Source organism: Rhizobium rhizogenes NBRC 13257, assembly GCF_000696095.1.
GTDB lineage: Bacteria > Pseudomonadota > Alphaproteobacteria > Rhizobiales > Rhizobiaceae > Rhizobium > Rhizobium rhizogenes.
In genome coordinates this window covers 494,192-514,029 of record NZ_BAYX01000002.1, presented here as the reverse complement: position 1 = coordinate 514,029, position 19,838 = coordinate 494,192, and the positions used below count along the sequence as shown (strand labels likewise).

The following is a 19,838-nucleotide window of genomic DNA, read 5'->3' as shown; positions in this document are numbered from 1 at the left end:
TGTTACTTCCTCTTCGCCTTCTTGTCCGCGCCGTGACCGTAGTAGGTGCGGGTCGGGGCGAACTCACCGAACTTGTGACCGACCATGTCTTCGTTGACACTGACCGGAATGTGCTTGCTGCCGTTGTAGACGCCGAAGGTAAGACCAACGAACTGCGGCATGATCGTGGAGCGACGGCTCCAGATCTTGATTACTTCACTGCGTCCGCCTTCGCGCACCTTCTCAGCCTTCTTGAGAAGATAGCCGTCAACAAACGGACCTTTCCATACTGAACGAGCCACTTGAGACTTCCTCTCTTACTTCTTGCGCTGATGGCGCGAGCGCATAATCATTTTATCGGTCGACTTGTTCGACCGCGTGCGCTTGCCCTTGGTCGGCTTGCCCCATGGGGTCACCGGATGGCGACCACCAGAGGTACGGCCTTCACCACCGCCGTGCGGATGGTCGACGGGGTTCATGACGACGCCGCGAACGTGCGGCTTCTTACCGCGCCAACGCGAACGACCGGCCTTACCGTCGTTGATGTTGCCGTGGTCCGGGTTGGAAACGGCACCGATCGTTGCAAGGCAAGTGCCGTGCACGAGGCGCTGTTCACCGGAGTTCAGACGAAGGATCGCCATGCCCTGGTCGCGGCCGACGAGCTGAGCGTAACCGCCAGCGGAGCGAGCGATCTGGCCACCCTTGCCCGGCTTCATTTCCACGTTGTGGATGATGGAGCCGACCGGGATGAACTGAAGCGGCATGGTGTTGCCCGGCTTCACGTCCACTGCTTTCTCGGAAGCGATGACCTTGTCGCCGGCAGCAAGACGCTGCGGAGCAAGGATATAGGCCTGATCGCCGTCGGCATACTTCACCAGAGCGATGTATGCGGTGCGGTTCGGGTCGTACTCGATGCGCTCGACGGTTGCTTCGACGTCAAACTTGCGACGCTTGAAGTCTACCAGGCGGTAGGTACGCTTGTGACCACCACCCTGGAAACGCACGGTGATGCGGCCGGTATTGTTACGGCCACCCTTGGAAGACAGGCCTTCCGTCAGCGACTTGACCGGCTTGCCCTTGTAGAGGGACGAGCGATCGACGATGACCAGCTGACGCTGGCTCGGGGTCGTCGGATTGAATGTTTTCAATGCCATTTTCTTATTCCTCAGAGACCGGTGGAGACGTCGATCGACTGGCCTTCGGCGAGCGTCACGATAGCCTTCTTCACGTCCTTCTGCTTGCCGACGAGACCTTTAAACCGCTTGGTCTTGCCGAGGCGCAGCAGAGTGTTAACGGCCGTAACCTTGACGCCGAACAGAGCTTCGACGGCAGCCTTGATTTCAGGCTTCGTCGCGGTCTTGGCAACGTTGAAAACAACCTGGTTATTGTCCGAAAGCAGAGTGGACTTTTCGGTGATCGCAGGAGAAACGATCACATCGTAATGGCGAAGATCCGTCACTTGAATCGCTCCTCTAGAGCTTCAACTGCAGCCTTGGACAGCACGAGCTTGCCGCGGCGCAGGATATCGTAAACGTTGATGCCCTGAACCGGCAGAACATCGATATTCGGGATGTTAGCGGCTGCGAGCTTGAAGTTGCTGTCGAGCTCTGCACCACCGATGAAGAGCGCGTTGGTCAGGCCGAGCGTCTCGAAAGCGCCGGCCAGAGCCTTGGTCTTGGCATCCGCTGCAACCAGGTTGTCGAGAATGATGACATCCTCGGCCTTAAGCTTGGCGGACAGAGCGAGACGCAGGCCGAGGGCGCGAACCTTCTTCGGCAGGTCATGCTCGTGGCTGCGCACGACCGGGCCGTGAGCCTTACCACCGCCGCGGAACTGCGGAGCACGAGCCGAATGGTGACGAGCGCGGCCCGTACCCTTCTGCTTGTACATCTTGGCGCCGGTGCGCGAAACTTCCGCGCGGCCCTGTGCCTTGTGCGTGCCCTGGCGCTTCTTGGCGAGCTGCCAGCGAATGACGCGTGCGATGATATCTTCACGCGGCTCAAGGCCGAAAATCGCGTCAGAAAGGGAAACCTTCCCAGCGTCTTTGCCCTCGAGGGTCTTGACGTTCAATTCCATTGGTTTGGCTCCCTTACTTCGCTGCCGACTTGACGGCATCGCGTACGATGATCCAGGCACCCTTGGAGCCGGGAACTGCGCCCTTGACGAGGATCAGACCGCGATCTTCATCGGTCGATACCACTTCGAGGTTCTGCGTCGTGACGCGCGTCTGGCCCATGTGACCAGCCATCTTCTTGTTCTTGAACACCTTGCCCGGATCCTGGCGCGAGCCGGTCGAACCGTGCGAGCGGTGCGAAACCGACACACCGTGCGTGGCGCGCAGACCGCCGAAGCCGTGGCGCTTCATGGCGCCGGCAAAGCCCTTACCGATCGTCGTGCCGGTCACGTCGACGAGCTGACCCGCCGAAAAGTGAGCTGCCTTGATCTCGGTGCCGACTTCAAGCAGGTTGTCGTCCGAAACACGGAATTCAACGAGCTTGGCCTTCGGCTCAACGCTGGCAACGGCGAAGTGACCGCGAAGGGCCTTCGACGTGTTCTTGACCTTAGCCTGGCCAGCACCGAGCTGAACTGCGGTGTAGCCATTCTTTTCTACTGTGCGCTGGGCTACGACCTGGCAGCCTTCCATACGCAATACGGTTACCGGGACATGCTCGCCGGCGTCGTTATAGACGCGGGTCATTCCCACCTTCTGTGCAATCACACCTGAACGCATCGGTTCAATCCTTCTCACTCAGCTCGAGAACCAAAGGTCTCAGAGCTTGATCTCAACATCGACACCGGCGGCGAGATCGAGCTTCATCAGCGCGTCTACCGTCTGCGGGGTCGGGTCAACGATGTCGAGAAGACGCTTATGCGTACGCATCTCGAACTGCTCGCGGCTCTTCTTGTCGATGTGCGGGGACCGGTTAACCGTGAACTTCTCGATACGGGTCGGAAGCGGAACGGGGCCCCGGACGCTAGCACCGGTGCGCTTAGCCGTCGATACGATCTCGCGCGTGGAAGCGTCGAGAATCCGATGATCGAACGCCTTAAGGCGGATGCGGATATTCTGGCCGTTCATTCGACTTTATCCTTGTGTCTGTTACCTGCGCGCCTCTCTAAGAGACACGTCTTTAACTTTAGTTACTCGAGGCGGGCCACCGGTTTCAAAGATCGAGAGGGACACCAGTTTCGGTGTCCCTATCCTTAATCTCCGGGCGTTGGCCCAGCCGCCTAATTACTCAACGATGCTGGCAACGATGCCTGCGCCGACGGTACGGCCGCCTTCACGGATAGCGAAGCGCAGCTTTTCTTCCATCGCGATCGGAACGATCAGCTCGACGGCAACAGTGACGTTGTCGCCTGGCATAACCATTTCCGTGCCTTCCGGAAGCGTGACGATGCCCGTCACGTCCGTCGTGCGGAAGTAGAACTGCGGACGGTAGTTCGTGAAGAACGGCGTATGACGGCCGCCTTCTTCCTTCGTCAGGATGTAGGCTTCTGCCATGAACTTCTTGTGCGGCTTGACAGAGCCCGGCTTGCACAGGACCTGACCACGCTCGACGTCGTCACGCTGAATACCGCGAACCAGGGCGCCGATGTTGTCGCCTGCCTGGCCCTGATCGAGCAGCTTGCGGAACATTTCAACGCCGGTAACCGTCGTCTTCTTCGTATCACGAATGCCGACGAACTCGACTTCTTCGCCAACCTTGACGATACCACGCTCGACGCGGCCCGTCACAACCGTACCACGGCCGGAGATCGAGAACACGTCTTCGACAGGCATCAGGAACGGCTGGTCGATCGGACGCTCAGGCGTCGGGATGTAGGCGTCAACAGCAGCCATCAGCTCGCGGATCGAGTCTTCGCCGATGGTCTTATTGCTGTCATTGAGTGCAGCAAGTGCAGAGCCCTTGACCACCGGGACGTCGTCGCCCGGGAAGTCGTAGGACGACAGAAGTTCGCGAACTTCCATCTCGACGAGCTCGAGAAGCTCGGCGTCGTCAACCTGGTCGACCTTGTTCAGGAACACAACGATCGCCGGAACGCCAACCTGGCGGGCGAGCAGAATGTGTTCGCGCGTCTGCGGCATCGGGCCGTCAGCAGCCGAGCAAACCAGGATCGCGCCGTCCATCTGTGCCGCACCCGTGATCATGTTCTTCACATAGTCAGCGTGGCCGGGGCAGTCGACGTGGGCGTAGTGACGAGCTGGCGTCTCATATTCAACGTGTGCCGTCGAAATCGTGATGCCGCGTGCCTTTTCTTCCGGTGCAGCGTCGATCTGGTCATACGCCTTGAACTCACCGAAGTACTTCGTGATCGCTGCCGTCAGAGACGTCTTGCCGTGGTCAACGTGGCCAATCGTGCCGACGTTAACGTGCGGCTTATTGCGCTCAAACTTACTTTTTGCCATTTTCGGCTCTCCGTTTTTCTTGTCCCCGAAGGGATCAATTCTTGTTATCGGTCAATTGGTATTCCGGTCACTTCTGACCGGAATACTTTGCCTGGATTTCCTGTGCGACGTTCGACGGAACCGGCGCGTAATGATCGAAGGTCATCGTGTACTGTGCACGGCCCTGAGACATGGAGCGAAGGTTGTCGACGTACTTGAACATGTTTGCCAGCGGAACGTTCGCGTTGATGACAACAGCGATACCGCGAGCTTCCTGGCCCTGGATCTGACCACGACGCGAGTTCAGATCGCCGATGACGTCACCGACGTAATCTTCCGGCGTCACGACTTCGACCTTCATCATCGGCTCGAGGAGCTGGGCACCAGCTTCACGGGCTGCTTCACGGAAGCAAGCGCGGGAAGCGATTTCGAAGGCCAGAACCGACGAGTCAACATCATGGAAGGCACCGTCGATGAGCGTCGCCTTGACGCCGAGCATCGGGAAGCCAGCCAGCGGACCGGAGGACAGAACGCTTTCGATACCCTTCTGAACGCCCGGAATGTATTCCTTCGGAACAGAACCGCCAACGATCTTGGACTCGAACTTGAAGTCGTCGCCTTCCGGGTTCGGTTCGAACACGATCTTGACGCGAGCGAACTGACCGGTACCACCAGACTGCTTCTTGTGGGTGTAGTCCTTCTCGGTCAGACGCGTAATGGTTTCGCGGTAGGCAACCTGCGGCGCGCCGACGGTTGCTTCGACCTTGAATTCACGACGCATGCGGTCGACGATGATGTCGAGGTGAAGTTCACCCATGCCGGCGATGATCGTCTGGCCCGATTCCTGGTCCGTCTTTACGCGGAAGGACGGATCTTCAGCAGCCAGGCGGTTGAGCGCGAGGCCCATCTTTTCCTGGTCGCCCTTGGTCTTCGGCTCGATCGCGATCTGGATGACCGGCTCCGGGAATTCCATGCGCTCGAGGATAACCGGCTTCAGCGGATCGCAGAGCGTATCGCCAGTGGTGGTTTCCTTGAGGCCCGCCAGAGCAACGATGTCGCCAGCGAAGGCTTCTTCGATGTCTTCACGCGAGTTCGAGTGCATCTGCAGCATACGGCCGACGCGCTCGCGCTTGTCCTTGACCGTGTTCATGACCGACGCGCCCTTTTCGAGCTTGCCGGAGTAGATGCGGGCGAAGGTCAGCGAACCGACGAAGGGGTCGTTCATGATCTTGAAAGCCAGCATGGACAACGGCTCGCTGTCGTCTGCATGACGTTCGATTTCGGCGTCGGTCTTGAAGTCGATGCCCTTGATCGCCGGAATGTCGAGCGGCGACGGCAGGTAGTCGACGACGGCGTCGAGCAGCGGCTGAACACCCTTGTTCTTGAAGGCGGTGCCGCAGAACATCGGATGGAACTTGACGTCGATGGTGCCGCGACGAACGAGCGCGCGGATCTGATCGTTGTCAGGCAGATTGCCTTCGAGGTAGGCTTCGGTCGCGGCTTCGTCGATCTCGACAACGGTCTCGATCAGCTTTTCGCGATATTCTTCAGCCTTGGCCTTCATATCTTCCGGGATTTCGACGACGTCCCACTGAGCGCCGAGCGATTCGTCGCGCCAGATGAGAGCATTCATCTCGATCAGGTCGATGACGCCCTTGAACTCGGTTTCCGCACCGATCGGCAGCTGCATCACAACAGCAGTCGCACCGAGACGGGTCTTGATCATCTCGACCGAGCGATAGAAGTCAGCGCCGGTCTTGTCCATCTTGTTGCAGAAGATCATCCGCGGGACATTGTACTTCTCAGCCTGACGCCAGACGGTTTCCGTCTGCGGCTCAACGCCGGCGTTGGCATCGAGCAGCGCGATGGCGCCGTCGAGAACGCGCAGCGAACGCTCGACTTCGATGGTGAAGTCGACGTGGCCGGGGGTGTCAATGATGTTGAAGCGGCGGGTCTTGCCGTCGCGGCCCTTCCAGTAGGTGGTGGTAGCAGCGGAAGTGATCGTGATGCCACGCTCCTGCTCCTGCTCCATCCAGTCCATGGTGGCTGCGCCGTCGTGGACTTCGCCGATCTTGTGCGACTTGCCGGTGTAGTAAAGAATACGCTCGGTGGTCGTGGTCTTGCCGGCGTCGATGTGCGCCATGATACCGAAATTGCGGTAGTCTTCGATTTTATATTCGCGAGCCATAATGGACTGCCTTTCGGATACCGTTCGGGATTACCAGCGATAATGCGAGAACGCACGGTTGGCGTCAGCCATCTTGTGCGTGTCTTCGCGCTTCTTGACGGCAGAGCCGCGGTTGTTGGAGGCATCAAGAAGTTCGCCGCAGAGACGGTCGACCATGGTGGTTTCATTGCGCTTACGAGCAGCAGTGATCAGCCAGCGAATGGCAAGAGCCTGACGACGCTCGGGACGAACATCGACCGGAACCTGGTAGGTTGCACCACCGACGCGGCGCGAACGGACTTCAACGTGCGGAGCGATGTTATCCAAAGCCTGGTGGAACACGCCGAGCGGCTCCTGCTTTGCCTTGCCCTGCACGGCGTCGAATGCGCCGTATACGATGCTTTCTGCAACGGACTTCTTGCCGTCCAGCATGATGGCATTCATGAACTTGGTAACGATAAGATCACCGAACTTCGGGTCCGGATTGATCTCGCGCTTTTCTGCTCTGTGACGTCGGGACATACTTCTCGTCTCTCAACTTGTTAGCGGCGCTTTATCACGCGGAGAACCTCGCGCAGCGCCGGATGATCTAAAACCGAATTACTTCGGACGCTTCGCACCGTACTTGGAACGGCGCTGCTTGCGGTTCTTGACACCCTGGGTATCGAGAACGCCGCGGATGATGTGGTAACGAACGCCCGGAAGGTCCTTTACGCGGCCGCCACGGATCATGACGACAGAGTGTTCCTGAAGGTTGTGACCTTCACCGGGGATATAACCAATGACTTCAAAGCCGTTGGTCAGGCGGATCTTTGCGACCTTACGCAGAGCCGAGTTCGGCTTCTTCGGCGTGGTCGTGTAGACGCGGGTGCAAACGCCGCGCTTCTGCGGGTTCTCCTGGAGAGCGGGAACCTTATTACGCTTTACCTGCGCCTGGCGAGGCTTGCGGATCAGCTGGTTTACGGTAGGCATTCAACCATCCCTTGTAAATCTATCTTAACACCCTTGCGGGCTTAACTCTCGCCGTCTCCGGCAACGACACACGATCGTCTCAATGCGCAAAACGTGGCCCGATCCGCTTTCGCAGATGGACCACAGAAAAGCAGAGGACACCGAAAATAGCGTCTTGCGTGCAGCATTCTTGTCTTCAACGTGCGTTTTGAACCTTGTTTGAGGTGAACTCCAGAGCGTGTCGCTCCGAATGGCCATGCCTCACATGGGTCCGATGGCGGCGTAACTACTGGTTTCCCGCCGGTTCGTCAAGGCCGGTTAAGGAATTATCTTTGTCACAAAGCCCTAAAAGGCCCTGCAAACCAGCCCTTTGGCGCATTCGTTAACGAAATGGCGCCCCTCCGGCAAGATAGACTTGGGTATTTCACCAAAATCCCTATAAGGAATCACAGACAGATCATTTCACGGGACGGCAGCGGCAGATCGAGAGAATCGCCCGGCCGAATCGAAACTTCCGAAGGACCGCTCATGATTACTACGCCAGACAATGACAACAACTCCGACGGCCCCATGGTCTTCATCATCATCGGCAAGGGGTATGAGACCGACGGCAGCGAAGGCGTCGATCTGCATGTCATGCTGAAGGCACCGGATGACGATACCGCCGTGCGCGAGGCGCTGAACGCCCTTGCGGAGGAAGGCTTCATCGAGGCCGATCTCGACCAGATCGGCATGCTGACCGACGTGCCGGACGAAGAACCGCATGCCTCCGCCTATCAGGGCGCGCTGGAAGGCGAAGTGGCGATCATCCGCTTCCGCTGAGCCGTTGCTCGGGCGGCGTTTTGCAGCGACCGCCCTCTCCTCTTCATATAGTCAAAATACAAAAACCGCCCGGATCGCTCCGGGCGGTTTTAATTTGTGCTGGCTATAGCCGCTTATTCAGCGGCCGGAGCGCTTTCGCCTGCCATGTCCTGAAGCATCGGCGTGGCGACGGCAGAACCCGTGCCCTTGCGGCGCTCTTCCAGGATCAGCTCGTCGCGAGCCGTCGCGATGCGGCGGATCTGCGTCATGGTACCACCGGTACCGGCCGGGATGAGGCGGCCGACGATGACGTTTTCCTTCAGACCCTGCAGGCCGTCGGTCTTGCCGGCGATCGCAGCTTCCGTCAGCACCTTCGTCGTTTCCTGGAAGGACGCGGCGGAGATGAAGGACGGAGTCTGCAGCGATGCCTTGGTGATGCCGAGCAGAACCGGATCGCCGTAAGCGGGCTTCTTGCCTTCTTCGATCAGGCGGTCGTTGTTGTCGTCCAGCTCGATACGGTCGACATTGTCGCCGACGATGTAATGGCTGTCGCCCGCATCGGTGATTTCCACCTTCTGCAGCATCTGACGGACAATCACTTCGATGTGCTTGTCGTTGATGACAACGCCCTGCAAGCGGTAGACTTCCTGGATTTCGTTGACCAGGTAAGAGGCCAGAGCCTCCACGCCCTTGATCGCCAGGATGTCGTGCGGAGCCGGGTTACCGTCGAGGATGTAATCACCCTTTTCGATATAGTCGCCTTCCTGAAGGTGGAAGGGCTTGCCCTTCGGGATCAGGTATTCGACCGGCTCGACACCGTCTTCCGCCGGCTCGATGATGACACGGCGCTTGTTCTTGTAGTCGCGGCCGAGGCGGATCGTACCATCGATCTCTGCGATGATGGCGTGGTCCTTCGGACGACGGGCTTCGAACAGTTCGGCAACACGCGGCAGACCACCGGTGATGTCCTTGGTCTTGGCGCTTTCCAGCGGCGAGCGGGCAAGAACGTCACCCTGGGATACCTTCTGGCCCGGCTCGACCGACAGGATCGCGTCGACCGAGAGCAGGAAGCGGGCTTCACCACCACGCGACAGCTTGGCAACATTGCCGCTGGCGTCCTTAATGACGATTGCCGGCTTCAGATCCGAACCGCGCGGCGTCGAACGCCAGTCGATAACCTGACGCTTGGTGATACCGGTCGACTCGTCGGTCGCTTCGAGAACCGAAAGACCATCGATGACGTCTTCGAACTGAACCGTACCGGCAAGTTCCGTCATCATCGGACGGGTGTAAGGATCCCATTCCGCCAGACGCTGGCCGCGCTTCACCTTGTCGCCTTCGTCCACATAGATCTTGGAGCCGTAAGCGACACGCTGCGAGGAGCGCTCGACGCCACGTTCATCCAGGATCTGGACGGCCATGTTGCGGCCCATGGCAACCAGGATGCCATCGGAGTTGCGCAGCATGTTGCGGTTCTTGATCTGCACCGTGCCTTCATACGAAGCTTCCAGGAACGACTGGTCGACCACGGTCGCCGTGCCGCCCAAGTGGAAGGTACGCATGGTCAGCTGCGTGCCCGGCTCACCGATCGACTGAGCGGCGATAACACCGACAGCTTCACCGAGGTTGACCGGCGTGCCGCGCGCGAGGTCGCGGCCGTAGCAGATCGAGCAAACGCCCGTCTGGATTTCGCAGGTCAGGGCCGAACGGATACGGATCGACTGGATACCAGCCTTTTCGATCTCGATGACATCCGGTTCCAGGATCATCCGGCCGGCGTCAACGATGCGCTCACCCGTGACAGGATGATCGATGTCGTCCAGCGCCGTACGGCCGAGGATTCGGACGCCGATGGAGGCAACGACCTGACCGGCATCGATGATGGCGGTCATGGTGAGGCCCTTGTCGGTGCCGCAATCGACGTGCGTGACGATGCAATCCTGCGCGACGTCGACGAGACGGCGGGTCAGGTAACCGGAGTTTGCAGTCTTCAAGGCGGTGTCTGCCAGACCCTTACGGGCACCGTGCGTCGAGTTGAAGTACTCGTTAACGGTCAGGCCTTCCTTGAAGTTCGAGATGATCGGCGTCTCGATGATTTCGCCCGACGGCTTGGCCATGAGGCCGCGCATGCCGCCCAACTGACGCATCTGGTTCGGAGAACCGCGGGCGCCCGAATGGCTCATCATGTAGATCGAGTTCATCGGCTTCTGACGACCGGTCGCCGGATCGAATTCGACGGCCTTAATGCGGGCCATCATTTCCTCGGCGACCTTTTCCGTGGCCTTGCCCCAGGCGTCGACAACCTTGTTGTACTTTTCGCCCTGGGTGATCAGACCGTCATTGTACTGCTGTTCGTATTCCTTCACGAGCGATTCAGTATCGCCGACGATCTTCGCCTTGGTGTCCGGAATGACCATGTCGTCCTTGCCGAACGAAATGCCGGCGCGGCAAGCATGGGCAAAGCCGAGCTGCATGATACGGTCGCAGAAAATGACCGTGTCCTTCTGGCCGCAATGGCGGTAGACCGTGTCGATCATCTTGGAGATGTTCTTCTTGGTCATTTCCTGGTTGCAGATGTCGAAGGTGACCTTGCCGTGCTTCGGCAGCAGTTCGCCGATGAGCAGGCGGCCCGGGGTCGTTTCATAGATCTTCGAGTAGGGCTTGCCTTCCTCGTCAACCGACTTGAAGCGGCCGCGGATCTTCGAGTGCAGCGTCACGACCTTGTTTTCGAGAGCGTGATGCAGCTCGCCGAGGTCGGAGAAGGCCATGCCTTCGCCCGGCTCGTTCTGGTTCAGGATCGACAGATAATAGAGACCGAGAACCATGTCCTGCGACGGAACGATGATCGGTGCGCCGTTTGCCGGATGCAGGATGTTGTTCGTCGACATCATCAGCACGCGTGCTTCAAGCTGGGCTTCAAGCGACAGCGGTACGTGAACGGCCATCTGGTCACCGTCGAAGTCGGCGTTGAAGGCCGTGCAGACGAGCGGATGCAGCTGGATGGCCTTGCCTTCGACCAGCATGGGTTCGAAGGCCTGGATGCCCAGGCGGTGCAGCGTCGGTGCGCGGTTCAGGAGAACCGGATGCTCGCGGATGACCTCGTCGAGGATATCCCAGACTTCCGGCTTTTCCTTTTCAACCAGCTTCTTGGCCTGCTTGACGGTCGAGGAGTAAACCTTGGCGTCGAGACGGGCGTAGATGAACGGCTTGAACAGTTCGAGCGCCATCTTCTTCGGCAGGCCGCACTGGTGCAGCTTCAGTTCCGGACCGGTCACGATGACCGAACGGCCGGAATAGTCGACGCGCTTGCCGAGCAGGTTCTGACGGAAGCGGCCCTGCTTGCCCTTGAGCATGTCGGACAGCGACTTCAGCGGACGCTTGTTGGCGCCGGTGATGACGCGGCCGCGACGGCCGTTGTCGAACAGCGCATCGACAGATTCCTGCAGCATGCGCTTTTCGTTGCGGATGATGATGCCCGGAGCGCGCAGTTCGATCAGGCGCTTCAGACGGTTGTTACGGTTGATGACGCGGCGGTACAGATCGTTCAGATCCGACGTCGCGAAACGGCCGCCGTCGAGCGGCACCAGCGGACGCAGGTCCGGCGGGATGACCGGGACGACCTTCATGATCATCCATTCCGGGCGGTTGCCGGATTCCATGAAGTTCTCGACGATCTTCAGGCGCTTCATCAGCTTCTTCTGCTTGAGATCCGACGTGGTCTCAGCAAGTTCGGCACGCAGGTCGCCAGCGATCTTCTCGAGGTTCATGCTGGCCAGCAGCTCGTAGATCGCTTCAGCGCCGATCATGGCGGTGAACTGATCTTCGCCATATTCGTCGACGGCGAGCATGTACTCTTCTTCCGAGAGAAGCTGATGCTCCTTGAGGGCGGTGAGGCCCGGCTCGGTGACGATGTAGTTTTCGAAGTAGAGAACGCGCTCGACATCCTTCAGCGTCATGTCGAGCAGCGTGGAAATGCGGCTCGGCAGCGACTTCAGGAACCAGATGTGGGCAACGGGAGCAGCGAGCTCGATATGGCCCATGCGCTCACGGCGAACGCGCGACAACGTCACTTCGACGCCGCACTTTTCGCAGATGATGCCCTTGTATTTCATGCGCTTGTACTTGCCGCACAGGCACTCGTAGTCCTTGATCGGCCCGAAGATTCGCGCGCAGAAGAGACCATCGCGTTCCGGCTTGAACGTACGATAGTTGATCGTCTCCGGCTTCTTGATCTCACCATAAGACCAGGAAAGAATCTTCTCCGGCGATGCGATCGAAATCCGGATGGAGTCGAAGTTCTGTGCAGGCACCTGCGGATTGAAAAGATTCATGACCTCTTGGTTCATGCCTGTCTCCTTTTGGGGCTATGCGCCCTCGAACTGCAATCAGCGCCGGCAAATTCCCGGGAACCGGACTGACGCGTTAAAACGACAATAACCGCGAAATGCGGCGAAAACGTCCCTGCCTGCGCTACACGAAATCGGGCGAAGGCAAGAACGGTGCGCGCTGACGGACAGCGCGCACCCTGTCGACTGTTACTCGGCTGCGTCCGGAAGCTGGCCGGCTGCCTGCAGATCGTCGACCTTGGAGTTTTCCAGTTCGACGCTGAGACCCAGCGACCGCATTTCCTTGACGAGAACGTTGAAGCTTTCCGGAATGCCCGCTTCGAAGGTGTCGTCGCCACGGACGATCGCTTCGTAGACCTTGGTGCGGCCGGCCACGTCGTCCGACTTGACCGTGAGCATTTCCTGCAGCGTGTAGGCTGCACCGTAAGCTTCGAGCGCCCAGACTTCCATTTCGCCGAAGCGCTGACCGCCGAACTGCGCCTTGCCGCCCAGCGGCTGCTGGGTAACGAGCGAGTAAGGACCGATCGAACGAGCGTGGATCTTGTCGTCGACCAAGTGGTTGAGCTTCAGCATGTAGATGTAGCCAACCGTGACCTGGCGGTCGAACTGCTCGCCGGTACGACCGTCATAGAGCGTCGACTGACCGGTCTCTTTCAGACCTGCCATGGCGAGCATCTCGTTGACATCGGCTTCACCGGCGCCGTCGAAGACCGGGGTCGCGATGGACACGCCACGCTTCCACTGGTCAGCCAGACGCAGAACCGACGCATCATCGTAGTTATGAACGTCGTCGCTCTTCGGGCCGTCGCCGACGACCATATCGATCGTCTTGCGCAAGGGCTCGATGTTGCCGTTCGCCTTGTAGGCTTCGATCAGTTCACCGATCTGACGACCCATGCCGGCGCAAGCCCAGCCCAGATGCGTCTCGAGGATCTGACCGACGTTCATGCGCGAAGGCACGCCGAGCGGGTTGAGCACGATGTCGACATGCGTACCGTCTTCGAGGAACGGCATGTCTTCGACCGGCACGATGCGCGATACGACACCCTTGTTACCATGACGGCCGGCCATCTTGTCGCCCGGCTGGATCTTGCGCTTCACAGCAACGAAGACCTTGACCATCTTCATGACGCCCGGAGGCATTTCATCGCCGCGCTGGACCTTTTCGACCTTGTCCATGAAGCGCTGTTCGAGATGCGACTTGGATTCGTCGTACTGGCCGCGCAGAGCTTCGAGCTCGCCCTGAACCTTCTCGTCCTCGACAGCGAACATCCACCATTGCGAACGCGGATATTCGGAGACGACGGCGTTGGAAAGTTCCGTGCCCTTCTTGAAGTTCTTCGGGCCGGCAAGTGCCACCTGGCCGCGGAGCATTTCGATCAGACGGCCGTAGACGTTACGGTCGAGGATCGCCTGCTCGTCGTCACGGTCCTTGGCGAGACGTTCGATCTCTTCGCGCTCGATTGCCATGGCGCGTTCGTCCTTCTCAACGCCGTGGCGATTGAAGACGCGAACTTCGACGACCGTACCGTAGGTACCGGGCGGCATGCGCATGGAGGTGTCGCGAACGTCGGACGCCTTTTCACCGAAGATGGCGCGCAGAAGCTTTTCTTCCGGCGTCATCGGGCTTTCACCCTTCGGCGTGATCTTGCCGACGAGGATATCGCCCGGCTGAACTTCAGCGCCGATGTAAACGATGCCGGCTTCGTCCAGGTTCTTCAGCGCTTCTTCCGAAACGTTCGGAATGTCGCGGGTGATTTCTTCCGGACCGAGCTTGGTGTCACGCGCCATCACTTCGAACTCTTCGATGTGGATGGAGGTGAACACGTCGTCGGCAACGATACGCTCGGAGAGCAGGATCGAGTCTTCGTAGTTGTAGCCGTTCCACGGCATGAACGCGACGAGCACGTTACGGCCGAGCGCCAGATCGCCGAGGTCCGTCGACGGACCGTCTGCGAGGATGTCGCCCTTGTTGACGAAGTCACCGACGGTGACCAGCGGACGCTGGTTGACGCAGGTGTTCTGGTTCGAACGCTGGAACTTCATCAGGCGGTAGATATCGACGCCGGACTTCGACGGATCGAGGTCTTCGGTGGCGCGGATAACGATACGCGTCGCGTCGACCTGGTCGACCACGCCGCCGCGACGGGCACCGATGGCGGCGCCGGAGTCACGGGCAACGACCGGCTCCATGCCGGTGCCGACGAACGGAGCTTCGGCGCGCAGCAACGGCACGGCCTGACGCTGCATGTTCGAGCCCATGAGAGCGCGGTTGGCGTCGTCGTTTTCCAGGAACGGGATCAGAGCGGCAGCAACCGAAACCAGCTGCTTCGGCGAGACGTCCATCAGGTTGATGTTGTCGCGCGGAGCGAGCATGACTTCGCCGGCATGACGGCAAACGACGAATTCCTCGATGAAGGACCCTTCGGCATCAAGCTCGGCATTTGCCTGGGCAACGTAGTACTTCGCCTCTTCCATGGCGGAGAGGTAGAGCACATCGGTGGTCACCTTGCCGTCGATGATGCGACGATAAGGGCTTTCGATGAAGCCGTACTTGTTGACGCGGGCAAAGGTCGCCAGCGAATTGATAAGACCGATGTTCGGGCCTTCCGGCGTCTCGATCGGGCAAATACGACCGTAGTGGGTCGGATGCACGTCGCGGACTTCGAAGCCTGCGCGCTCGCGGGTCAGACCACCCGGGCCAAGAGCCGAAAGACGGCGCTTGTGGGTGATTTCCGAGAGCGGGTTCACCTGGTCCATGAACTGCGACAGCTGCGAGGAGCCGAAGAATTCGCGAACAGCGGCGGCAGCCGGCTTGGCGTTGATCAGATCCTGCGGCATGACCGTGTCGATCTCGATCGAGGACATACGTTCCTTGATTGCGCGCTCCATACGGAGCAGGCCGAGACGGTACTGGTTTTCCATCAGTTCGCCGACCGAGCGAACGCGGCGGTTGCCGAGGTTGTCGATGTCGTCGATTTCGCCCTTGCCGTCGCGCAGTTCGACCAGCATCTTGACCACGGCCAGGATGTCGTCCTTGCGCAGGACACGAACGGTGTCGGCCACTTCGAGGTCGAGACGCATGTTCATCTTCACGCGGCCAACGGCGGAGAGGTCGTAACGCTCCGCATCGAAGAACAGCGAGTTGAACATGGCTTCGGCTGAATCCATGGTCGGCGGTTCACCCGGACGCATGACGCGATAGATGTCGAACAGAGCGTCCTGACGGTTCTCGTTCTTGTCGGCGGACAGCGTGTTGCGGATGTAGGCGCCGACATTGATATGGTCGATGCCGAGAACCGGGATTTCGTCGAAACCAGCCTTGAGGATGACCGGCAGGGTCTTCTCGTCGATTTCATCGCCGGCTTCGAGATAGATCTCGCCGGTCTGGAAGTTGACGATGTCTTCCGCCAGGAAGAGGCCGTAGAGGTCTTCGTCGGTGGCCTTCAGAGCCTTGAGGCCCTTGTCCTGCAGCTGACGCAGCAGACGCGGGGTCAGCTTCTTACCGCCTTCGACCACGACTTCGCCGGTGTCGGCGTCGATCATGTCGGTAACGGTCTTGGCGCCCTTCAGCGTTTCCGCGTTGAAGGGAATGCGCCAGCCGTCGCCGGAACGCTCATAAAGCGACTTCGTGTAGAAGGTCGACAGGATTTCTTCGCCATCCATGCCAAGCGCCATCAGCAGCGACGTCACCGGAATCTTGCGGCGGCGGTCGATACGGGCGTAGACGATGTCCTTGGCGTCGAATTCGATGTCGAGCCAGGAACCGCGATACGGAATGACGCGGGCAGCAAAGAGCAGCTTGCCGGAAGAATGGCTCTTGCCCTTGTCGTGATCGAAGAAGACGCCCGGCGAACGGTGCATCTGCGACACGATAACGCGCTCGGTGCCGTTCACGATGAACGTACCGTTGTTCGTCATGAGCGGCATGTCGCCCATGTAAACGCTCTGTTCCTTGATGTCCTTGATGGACTTCGCGCCGGTATCCTCGTCAATATCGAACACGATCAGACGGAGAGTGACCTTCAGCGGCGCAGCGTAGGTCAGGTCGCGCTGGCGGCACTCATCAACGTCGAACTTCGGCGGCTCGAATTCATAGGATACGAACTCCAGCATCGAAGCGCCGGAGAAATCGGTGATCGGAAAAACCGACTTGAAGACGGACTGAAGACCTTCGTCAGGGCGGCCGCCCTTCGGCTCTTCAACCATAAGGAACTGATCGTAGGATGCCTTTTGAACCTCGATGAGGTTCGGCATCTCTGCGACTTCGGGAATCTTACCAAAAAACTTGCGTACGCGCCTACGACCATTGAACGAAAGGGTCTGAGCCATCGTCGCTCCTCTAAATCCTGCACCCGGGCCTGCAACGGACGGGAACCGCTGGCCAGGCGATCCCGTCAATCAATGAGTAGTTCAATCTCGTCTAACTAACCGAAAACCGCTCAGCACGGATTGCGTCGCGGTTCGGTTTGAGACCATCCTCTTGAAGAACCCATTACCCAAAAGCCGTTTTACCTGCGGCTTTTGGGTAATTTGTTCAAAAAAACGGCAAATGGGAGGGGGCAAAATGCCACCTCCCAAAGCAGTTTCAAGCTTACTTAACGTCAGCCTTGGCGCCGGCGTCTTCGAGCTTCTTCTTGATGTCAGCGGCTTCAGCCTTGGAAACAGCTTCCTTGACAGCCTTCGGAGCAGCTTCGACGAGGTCCTTAGCTTCCTTCAGGCCGAGGCCGGTGATGGCGCGGACTTCCTTGATGACGTTGATCTTGTTCGCGCCGGCATCCGTGAGGATGACGTCGAACTCGGTCTTTTCTTCTTCAACGACAGCAGCAACGGCACCACCGCCAGCAGCAGCAACAGCTACCGGAGCAGCGGCAGAAACGCCCCACTTTTCTTCGAGAAGCTTGGACAGTTCTGCGGCTTCGAGAACGGTCAGCGAGGAGAGGTCGTCTACGATCTTTGCGAGATCAGCCATTTTTTTGTTCCTTTTGTTCGGTTCGAACTGGTTGATTATGAACAGCGAAAAACCGCCTTAAGCGGCTTCGTCCTTCTTGGCGTAGGCCGAGAACACACGAGCAAGCTGGCTTGCCGGTGCTGCAACAACACCTGCGATGCGGGTAGCTGGCGTCTGGATCATGCCCAGCAGCTTCGCACGCAGCTCGTCCAGCGACGGCAGGGTCGCGAGCGACTTCACACCATCGGCGTTGAGCGTTGTTGTTCCCATGGCGCCGCCCAAAACAACGATCTTATCGTTGCCCTTGGCGAAATCCACGACGACCTTCGGAGCGGTAATCGGATCAGTGCTGTATGCAATCAGCGTCTGACCGGTGAAGAGATTGGAAATCCCTTCCGCATCCGTGCCCTGAAGAGCAATTTTGGCCAGGCGGTTCTTCGCGACTTTGACGGTGCCGCCTGCAGCGCGCATCTTCGAACGAAAATCGTTCATCTGTGCGACTGTAGCACCAGCATAGTGGGCCACGACAACCGAGCCCGAAGCCTTGAAGACTTCGTTCAGTTCCGTGACGAATTCGCGTTTTTCCGCTCTTTCCACTGCTTTTCTCCAGTTGACAGGACCGGGTTAACGGGCCTGCCGGGTTGCCTTTTGCCTCCTGGGATCAAAAGAGATCCCAAGCGACGCTTGAGGATCCTGTCCCCTCGCGCTCGAGCCGTAAGGCTCCAAGGCACAAGGCATCCAAGGCTCGAACCGAGTTCATCGAAGCAAAGCTTCATCAAAATTCGGGTCTTACCCGTCTCATGCAGGCTTAAGTGATTAAGGGATAACCACCTGCAATCTCGGACAGGAATTCCGGATTTCTCCGGATATCCCGGCCTCGAAAGGCCGGGAATTCTTAATAAGCCGGGCTTAACGCCCGGCCAAAATCATTAGGCGTTCGGAGCCGTGACCGAGGCAAGCTCGATCTTGACGCCCGGACCCATGGTCGAAGAGATAGCTACGCGCTTGACGTAGTTGCCCTTGGCGCCAGCCGGCTTCGCCTTGATGACGGCGTCGGCGAAAGCGCGGATGTTTTCTTCCAGCGCCTTGGCGTCGAAGGAAGCCTTGCCGATACCGGCATGGACGATACCAGCCTTCTCGACGCGGAACTCAACTGCGCCGCCCTTGGAGGCTTCAACAGCGCCCTTGACGTCCATGGTAACCGTGCCGACCTTCGGGTTCGGCATCATGCCGCGCGGGCCGAGAACCTTACCGAGACGACCGACGAGCGGCATCATGTCCGGGGTCGCGATGCAACGATCGAAGTCGATCTTGCCGCCCTGAACGATTTCTACCAGCTCTTCCGCACCGACGATGTCAGCACCGGCAGCCTTGGCTTCATCAGCCTTGGCGCCGCGTGCGAAAACCGCAACGCGAACCGAGCGGCCAGTGCCGTTCGGCAGGTTGACGACGCCGCGAACCATCTGGTCAGCGTGACGCGGGTCAACACCGAGGTTCATGGAAACTTCGATGGTTTCATCGAACTTTGCGATAGCCCGTTCCTTGACCATGCCGATGGCCTGGGTCAGAGCATAGAGCTTTGTGGGATCAACGCCTTCGCGGATCTTCTGAATACGCTTTGCAACCATGATCTTAACCTACCACTTCCAGGCCCATGGCGCGGGCAGAGCCCTCGATCATGGCCATTGCGCCTTCGATATCGGCGGCGTTCAGATCCTTCATCTTGGCTTGGGCGATAGACTGCACCTGAGCCCTGGTGAGGGTACCGGCCTTGGCGCCCTTGCCGGGCGTCTTCGAGCCGGACTGGATCTTCGCTTCCTTCTTCAGGAAGTAGCTGACCGGCGGCTGCTTCATGACGAAGGTGAAGGACTTGTCCTGGTAGTAGGTGATGACGACCGGGATCGGCATACCCTTTTCCATTTCCTGCGTGGCGGCATTGAACGCCTTGCAGAATTCCATGATGTTAATGCCACGCTGACCAAGCGCAGGACCGATCGGCGGCGACGGATTCGCCGAGCCGGCCTTTACCTGCAGCTTGAGCTGGCCTGCAACTTTTTTAGCCATTTCTCTCTGCCTTTCTAACTGACCGGTTGCCCGGCCTCTTCTGCCGGATTGCTCCGGCGGCTGCGGTTGCGTGGTGCGGGTCAGAAAGTCCGGCTAAGACCCCTACCCTTCCACGCGGATTGCGGCGAAGCCGCGAGATGTAAATAAGTATTTACTTACTTACATCAAAACCCGAACGAAAGACCAGCC

The 19,838-nt window shown here is 59.0% G+C and carries 17 protein-coding genes; 1 reads left to right on the top strand and 16 read right to left on the bottom strand.

The annotated features are described in order from the left end of the window. Positions 1-2 precede the first annotated feature (2 nt). The 10 genes from rpsS to rpsL all read right to left on the bottom strand — a co-directional run bounded on the left by rpsS (position 3) and on the right by rpsL (position 7,508). Positions 3-281, bottom strand: a complete 279-nt coding sequence (rpsS, locus tag RRH01S_RS06505) for a 30S ribosomal protein S19 (protein ID WP_007690757.1) — start codon at positions 279-281, stop codon at positions 3-5. A gap of 15 nt (positions 282-296) precedes the next feature. Next, positions 297-1,133 carry a 50S ribosomal protein L2 gene (gene rplB / locus RRH01S_RS06500; RefSeq protein WP_007690756.1) on the bottom strand — a complete coding sequence of 279 codons (837 nt, stop codon included), beginning with the start codon at positions 1,131-1,133 and terminating at the stop codon, positions 297-299. An 11-nt stretch (positions 1,134-1,144) separates the two neighbouring features. Beyond that, the gene (locus RRH01S_RS06495) at positions 1,145-1,438 is read right to left on the bottom strand and encodes a 50S ribosomal protein L23 (protein WP_007690755.1); all 294 of its coding nucleotides are present in this window, start codon (positions 1,436-1,438) and stop codon (positions 1,145-1,147) included. Continuing rightward, positions 1,435-2,055, bottom strand: coding sequence for a 50S ribosomal protein L4 (rplD, locus tag RRH01S_RS06490; protein ID WP_007690753.1), 621 nt, complete (start codon positions 2,053-2,055; stop codon positions 1,435-1,437). Before rplD ends, RRH01S_RS06495 begins: the two co-directional genes overlap by 4 nt. A 13-nt stretch (positions 2,056-2,068) precedes the next feature. Then, positions 2,069-2,710 carry a 50S ribosomal protein L3 gene (gene rplC, locus RRH01S_RS06485; protein ID WP_007690750.1) on the bottom strand — a complete coding sequence of 214 codons (642 nt, stop codon included), beginning with the start codon at positions 2,708-2,710 and terminating at the stop codon, positions 2,069-2,071. A gap of 39 nt (positions 2,711-2,749) precedes the next feature. After that, the gene (rpsJ, locus tag RRH01S_RS06480; RefSeq protein WP_003547547.1) at positions 2,750-3,058 is read right to left on the bottom strand and encodes a 30S ribosomal protein S10; all 309 of its coding nucleotides are present in this window, start codon (positions 3,056-3,058) and stop codon (positions 2,750-2,752) included. Positions 3,059-3,214: 156 nt separating this feature from the next. Beyond that, a complete protein-coding gene (gene tuf / locus RRH01S_RS06475; RefSeq protein WP_012651263.1) occupies positions 3,215-4,390 on the bottom strand; it encodes an elongation factor Tu in 1,176 nt (391 codons plus the stop codon). Between the two features lie 67 nt (positions 4,391-4,457). Further along, positions 4,458-6,557, bottom strand: coding sequence for an elongation factor G (gene fusA, locus RRH01S_RS06470; protein ID WP_007702215.1), 2,100 nt, complete (start codon positions 6,555-6,557; stop codon positions 4,458-4,460). A gap of 30 nt (positions 6,558-6,587) precedes the next feature. Beyond that, positions 6,588-7,058, bottom strand: coding sequence for a 30S ribosomal protein S7 (gene rpsG / locus RRH01S_RS06465; protein ID WP_007702208.1), 471 nt, complete (start codon positions 7,056-7,058; stop codon positions 6,588-6,590). Between the two features lie 78 nt (positions 7,059-7,136). After that, positions 7,137-7,508 (bottom strand): 30S ribosomal protein S12, encoded by a 372-nt coding sequence (gene rpsL / locus RRH01S_RS06460; protein ID WP_003507760.1) that lies wholly within the window; start codon positions 7,506-7,508, stop codon positions 7,137-7,139. A gap of 507 nt (positions 7,509-8,015) precedes the next feature. Here rpsL and RRH01S_RS06455 point away from each other — a divergent pair. Then, on the top strand, positions 8,016-8,309 hold the full coding sequence (locus RRH01S_RS06455; protein ID WP_007702201.1) for a hypothetical protein: 294 nt from the start codon (positions 8,016-8,018) through the stop codon (positions 8,307-8,309). Between the two features lie 113 nt (positions 8,310-8,422). Here RRH01S_RS06455 and rpoC read toward each other — a convergent pair whose 3' ends face one another. The 6 genes from rpoC to rplK form a co-directional block, all read right to left on the bottom strand. Further along, entirely contained in the window at positions 8,423-12,634 is a 4,212-nt protein-coding gene (gene rpoC / locus RRH01S_RS06450; RefSeq protein ID WP_042470316.1) for a DNA-directed RNA polymerase subunit beta', read from the bottom strand. A gap of 189 nt (positions 12,635-12,823) precedes the next feature. After that, positions 12,824-16,966: a DNA-directed RNA polymerase subunit beta gene (gene rpoB / locus RRH01S_RS06445; RefSeq protein WP_007702194.1), complete on the bottom strand. Its 4,143-nt coding sequence runs from the start codon at positions 16,964-16,966 to the stop codon at positions 12,824-12,826. A 262-nt stretch (positions 16,967-17,228) separates the two neighbouring features. After that, the gene (rplL, locus tag RRH01S_RS06440) at positions 17,229-17,606 is read right to left on the bottom strand and encodes a 50S ribosomal protein L7/L12 (RefSeq protein ID WP_007702191.1); all 378 of its coding nucleotides are present in this window, start codon (positions 17,604-17,606) and stop codon (positions 17,229-17,231) included. Positions 17,607-17,663: 57 nt separating this feature from the next. After that, positions 17,664-18,182 (bottom strand): 50S ribosomal protein L10, encoded by a 519-nt coding sequence (gene rplJ, locus RRH01S_RS06435; protein ID WP_007702188.1) that lies wholly within the window; start codon positions 18,180-18,182, stop codon positions 17,664-17,666. 332 nt (positions 18,183-18,514) lie between these two features. Continuing rightward, positions 18,515-19,213: a 50S ribosomal protein L1 gene (gene rplA, locus RRH01S_RS06430; RefSeq protein WP_007702186.1), complete on the bottom strand. Its 699-nt coding sequence runs from the start codon at positions 19,211-19,213 to the stop codon at positions 18,515-18,517. Between the two features lie 4 nt (positions 19,214-19,217). Then, entirely contained in the window at positions 19,218-19,649 is a 432-nt protein-coding gene (gene rplK, locus RRH01S_RS06425; RefSeq protein WP_007702183.1) for a 50S ribosomal protein L11, read from the bottom strand. Positions 19,650-19,838 lie beyond the last annotated feature (189 nt).

Excerpts from the sequence above, each read along its gene's own strand:
- rplD (WP_007690753.1), bottom strand. The coding sequence starts at position 2,055 with ATGGAATTGAACGTCAAGACCCTCGAGGGCAAAGACGCTGGGAAGGTT.
- rplL (WP_007702191.1), bottom strand. The coding sequence starts at position 17,606 with ATGGCTGATCTCGCAAAGATCGTAGACGACCTCTCCTCGCTGACCGTT.
- RRH01S_RS06455 (WP_007702201.1), top strand. The coding sequence starts at position 8,016 with ATGATTACTACGCCAGACAATGACAACAACTCCGACGGCCCCATGGTC.
- rpsJ (WP_003547547.1), bottom strand. The coding sequence starts at position 3,058 with ATGAACGGCCAGAATATCCGCATCCGCCTTAAGGCGTTCGATCATCGG.
- rpsG (WP_007702208.1), bottom strand. The coding sequence starts at position 7,058 with ATGTCCCGACGTCACAGAGCAGAAAAGCGCGAGATCAATCCGGACCCG.
- fusA (WP_007702215.1), bottom strand. The coding sequence starts at position 6,557 with ATGGCTCGCGAATATAAAATCGAAGACTACCGCAATTTCGGTATCATG.
- rplA (WP_007702186.1), bottom strand. The coding sequence starts at position 19,213 with ATGGTTGCAAAGCGTATTCAGAAGATCCGCGAAGGCGTTGATCCCACA.
- rplK (WP_007702183.1), bottom strand. The coding sequence starts at position 19,649 with ATGGCTAAAAAAGTTGCAGGCCAGCTCAAGCTGCAGGTAAAGGCCGGC.
- rpoB (WP_007702194.1), bottom strand. The coding sequence starts at position 16,966 with ATGGCTCAGACCCTTTCGTTCAATGGTCGTAGGCGCGTACGCAAGTTT.
- rpoC (WP_042470316.1), bottom strand. The coding sequence starts at position 12,634 with ATGAACCAAGAGGTCATGAATCTTTTCAATCCGCAGGTGCCTGCACAG.
- rplC (WP_007690750.1), bottom strand. The coding sequence starts at position 2,710 with ATGCGTTCAGGTGTGATTGCACAGAAGGTGGGAATGACCCGCGTCTAT.
- rpsL (WP_003507760.1), bottom strand. The coding sequence starts at position 7,508 with ATGCCTACCGTAAACCAGCTGATCCGCAAGCCTCGCCAGGCGCAGGTA.
- rplB (WP_007690756.1), bottom strand. The coding sequence starts at position 1,133 with ATGGCATTGAAAACATTCAATCCGACGACCCCGAGCCAGCGTCAGCTG.
- tuf (WP_012651263.1), bottom strand. The coding sequence starts at position 4,390 with ATGGCAAAAAGTAAGTTTGAGCGCAATAAGCCGCACGTTAACGTCGGC.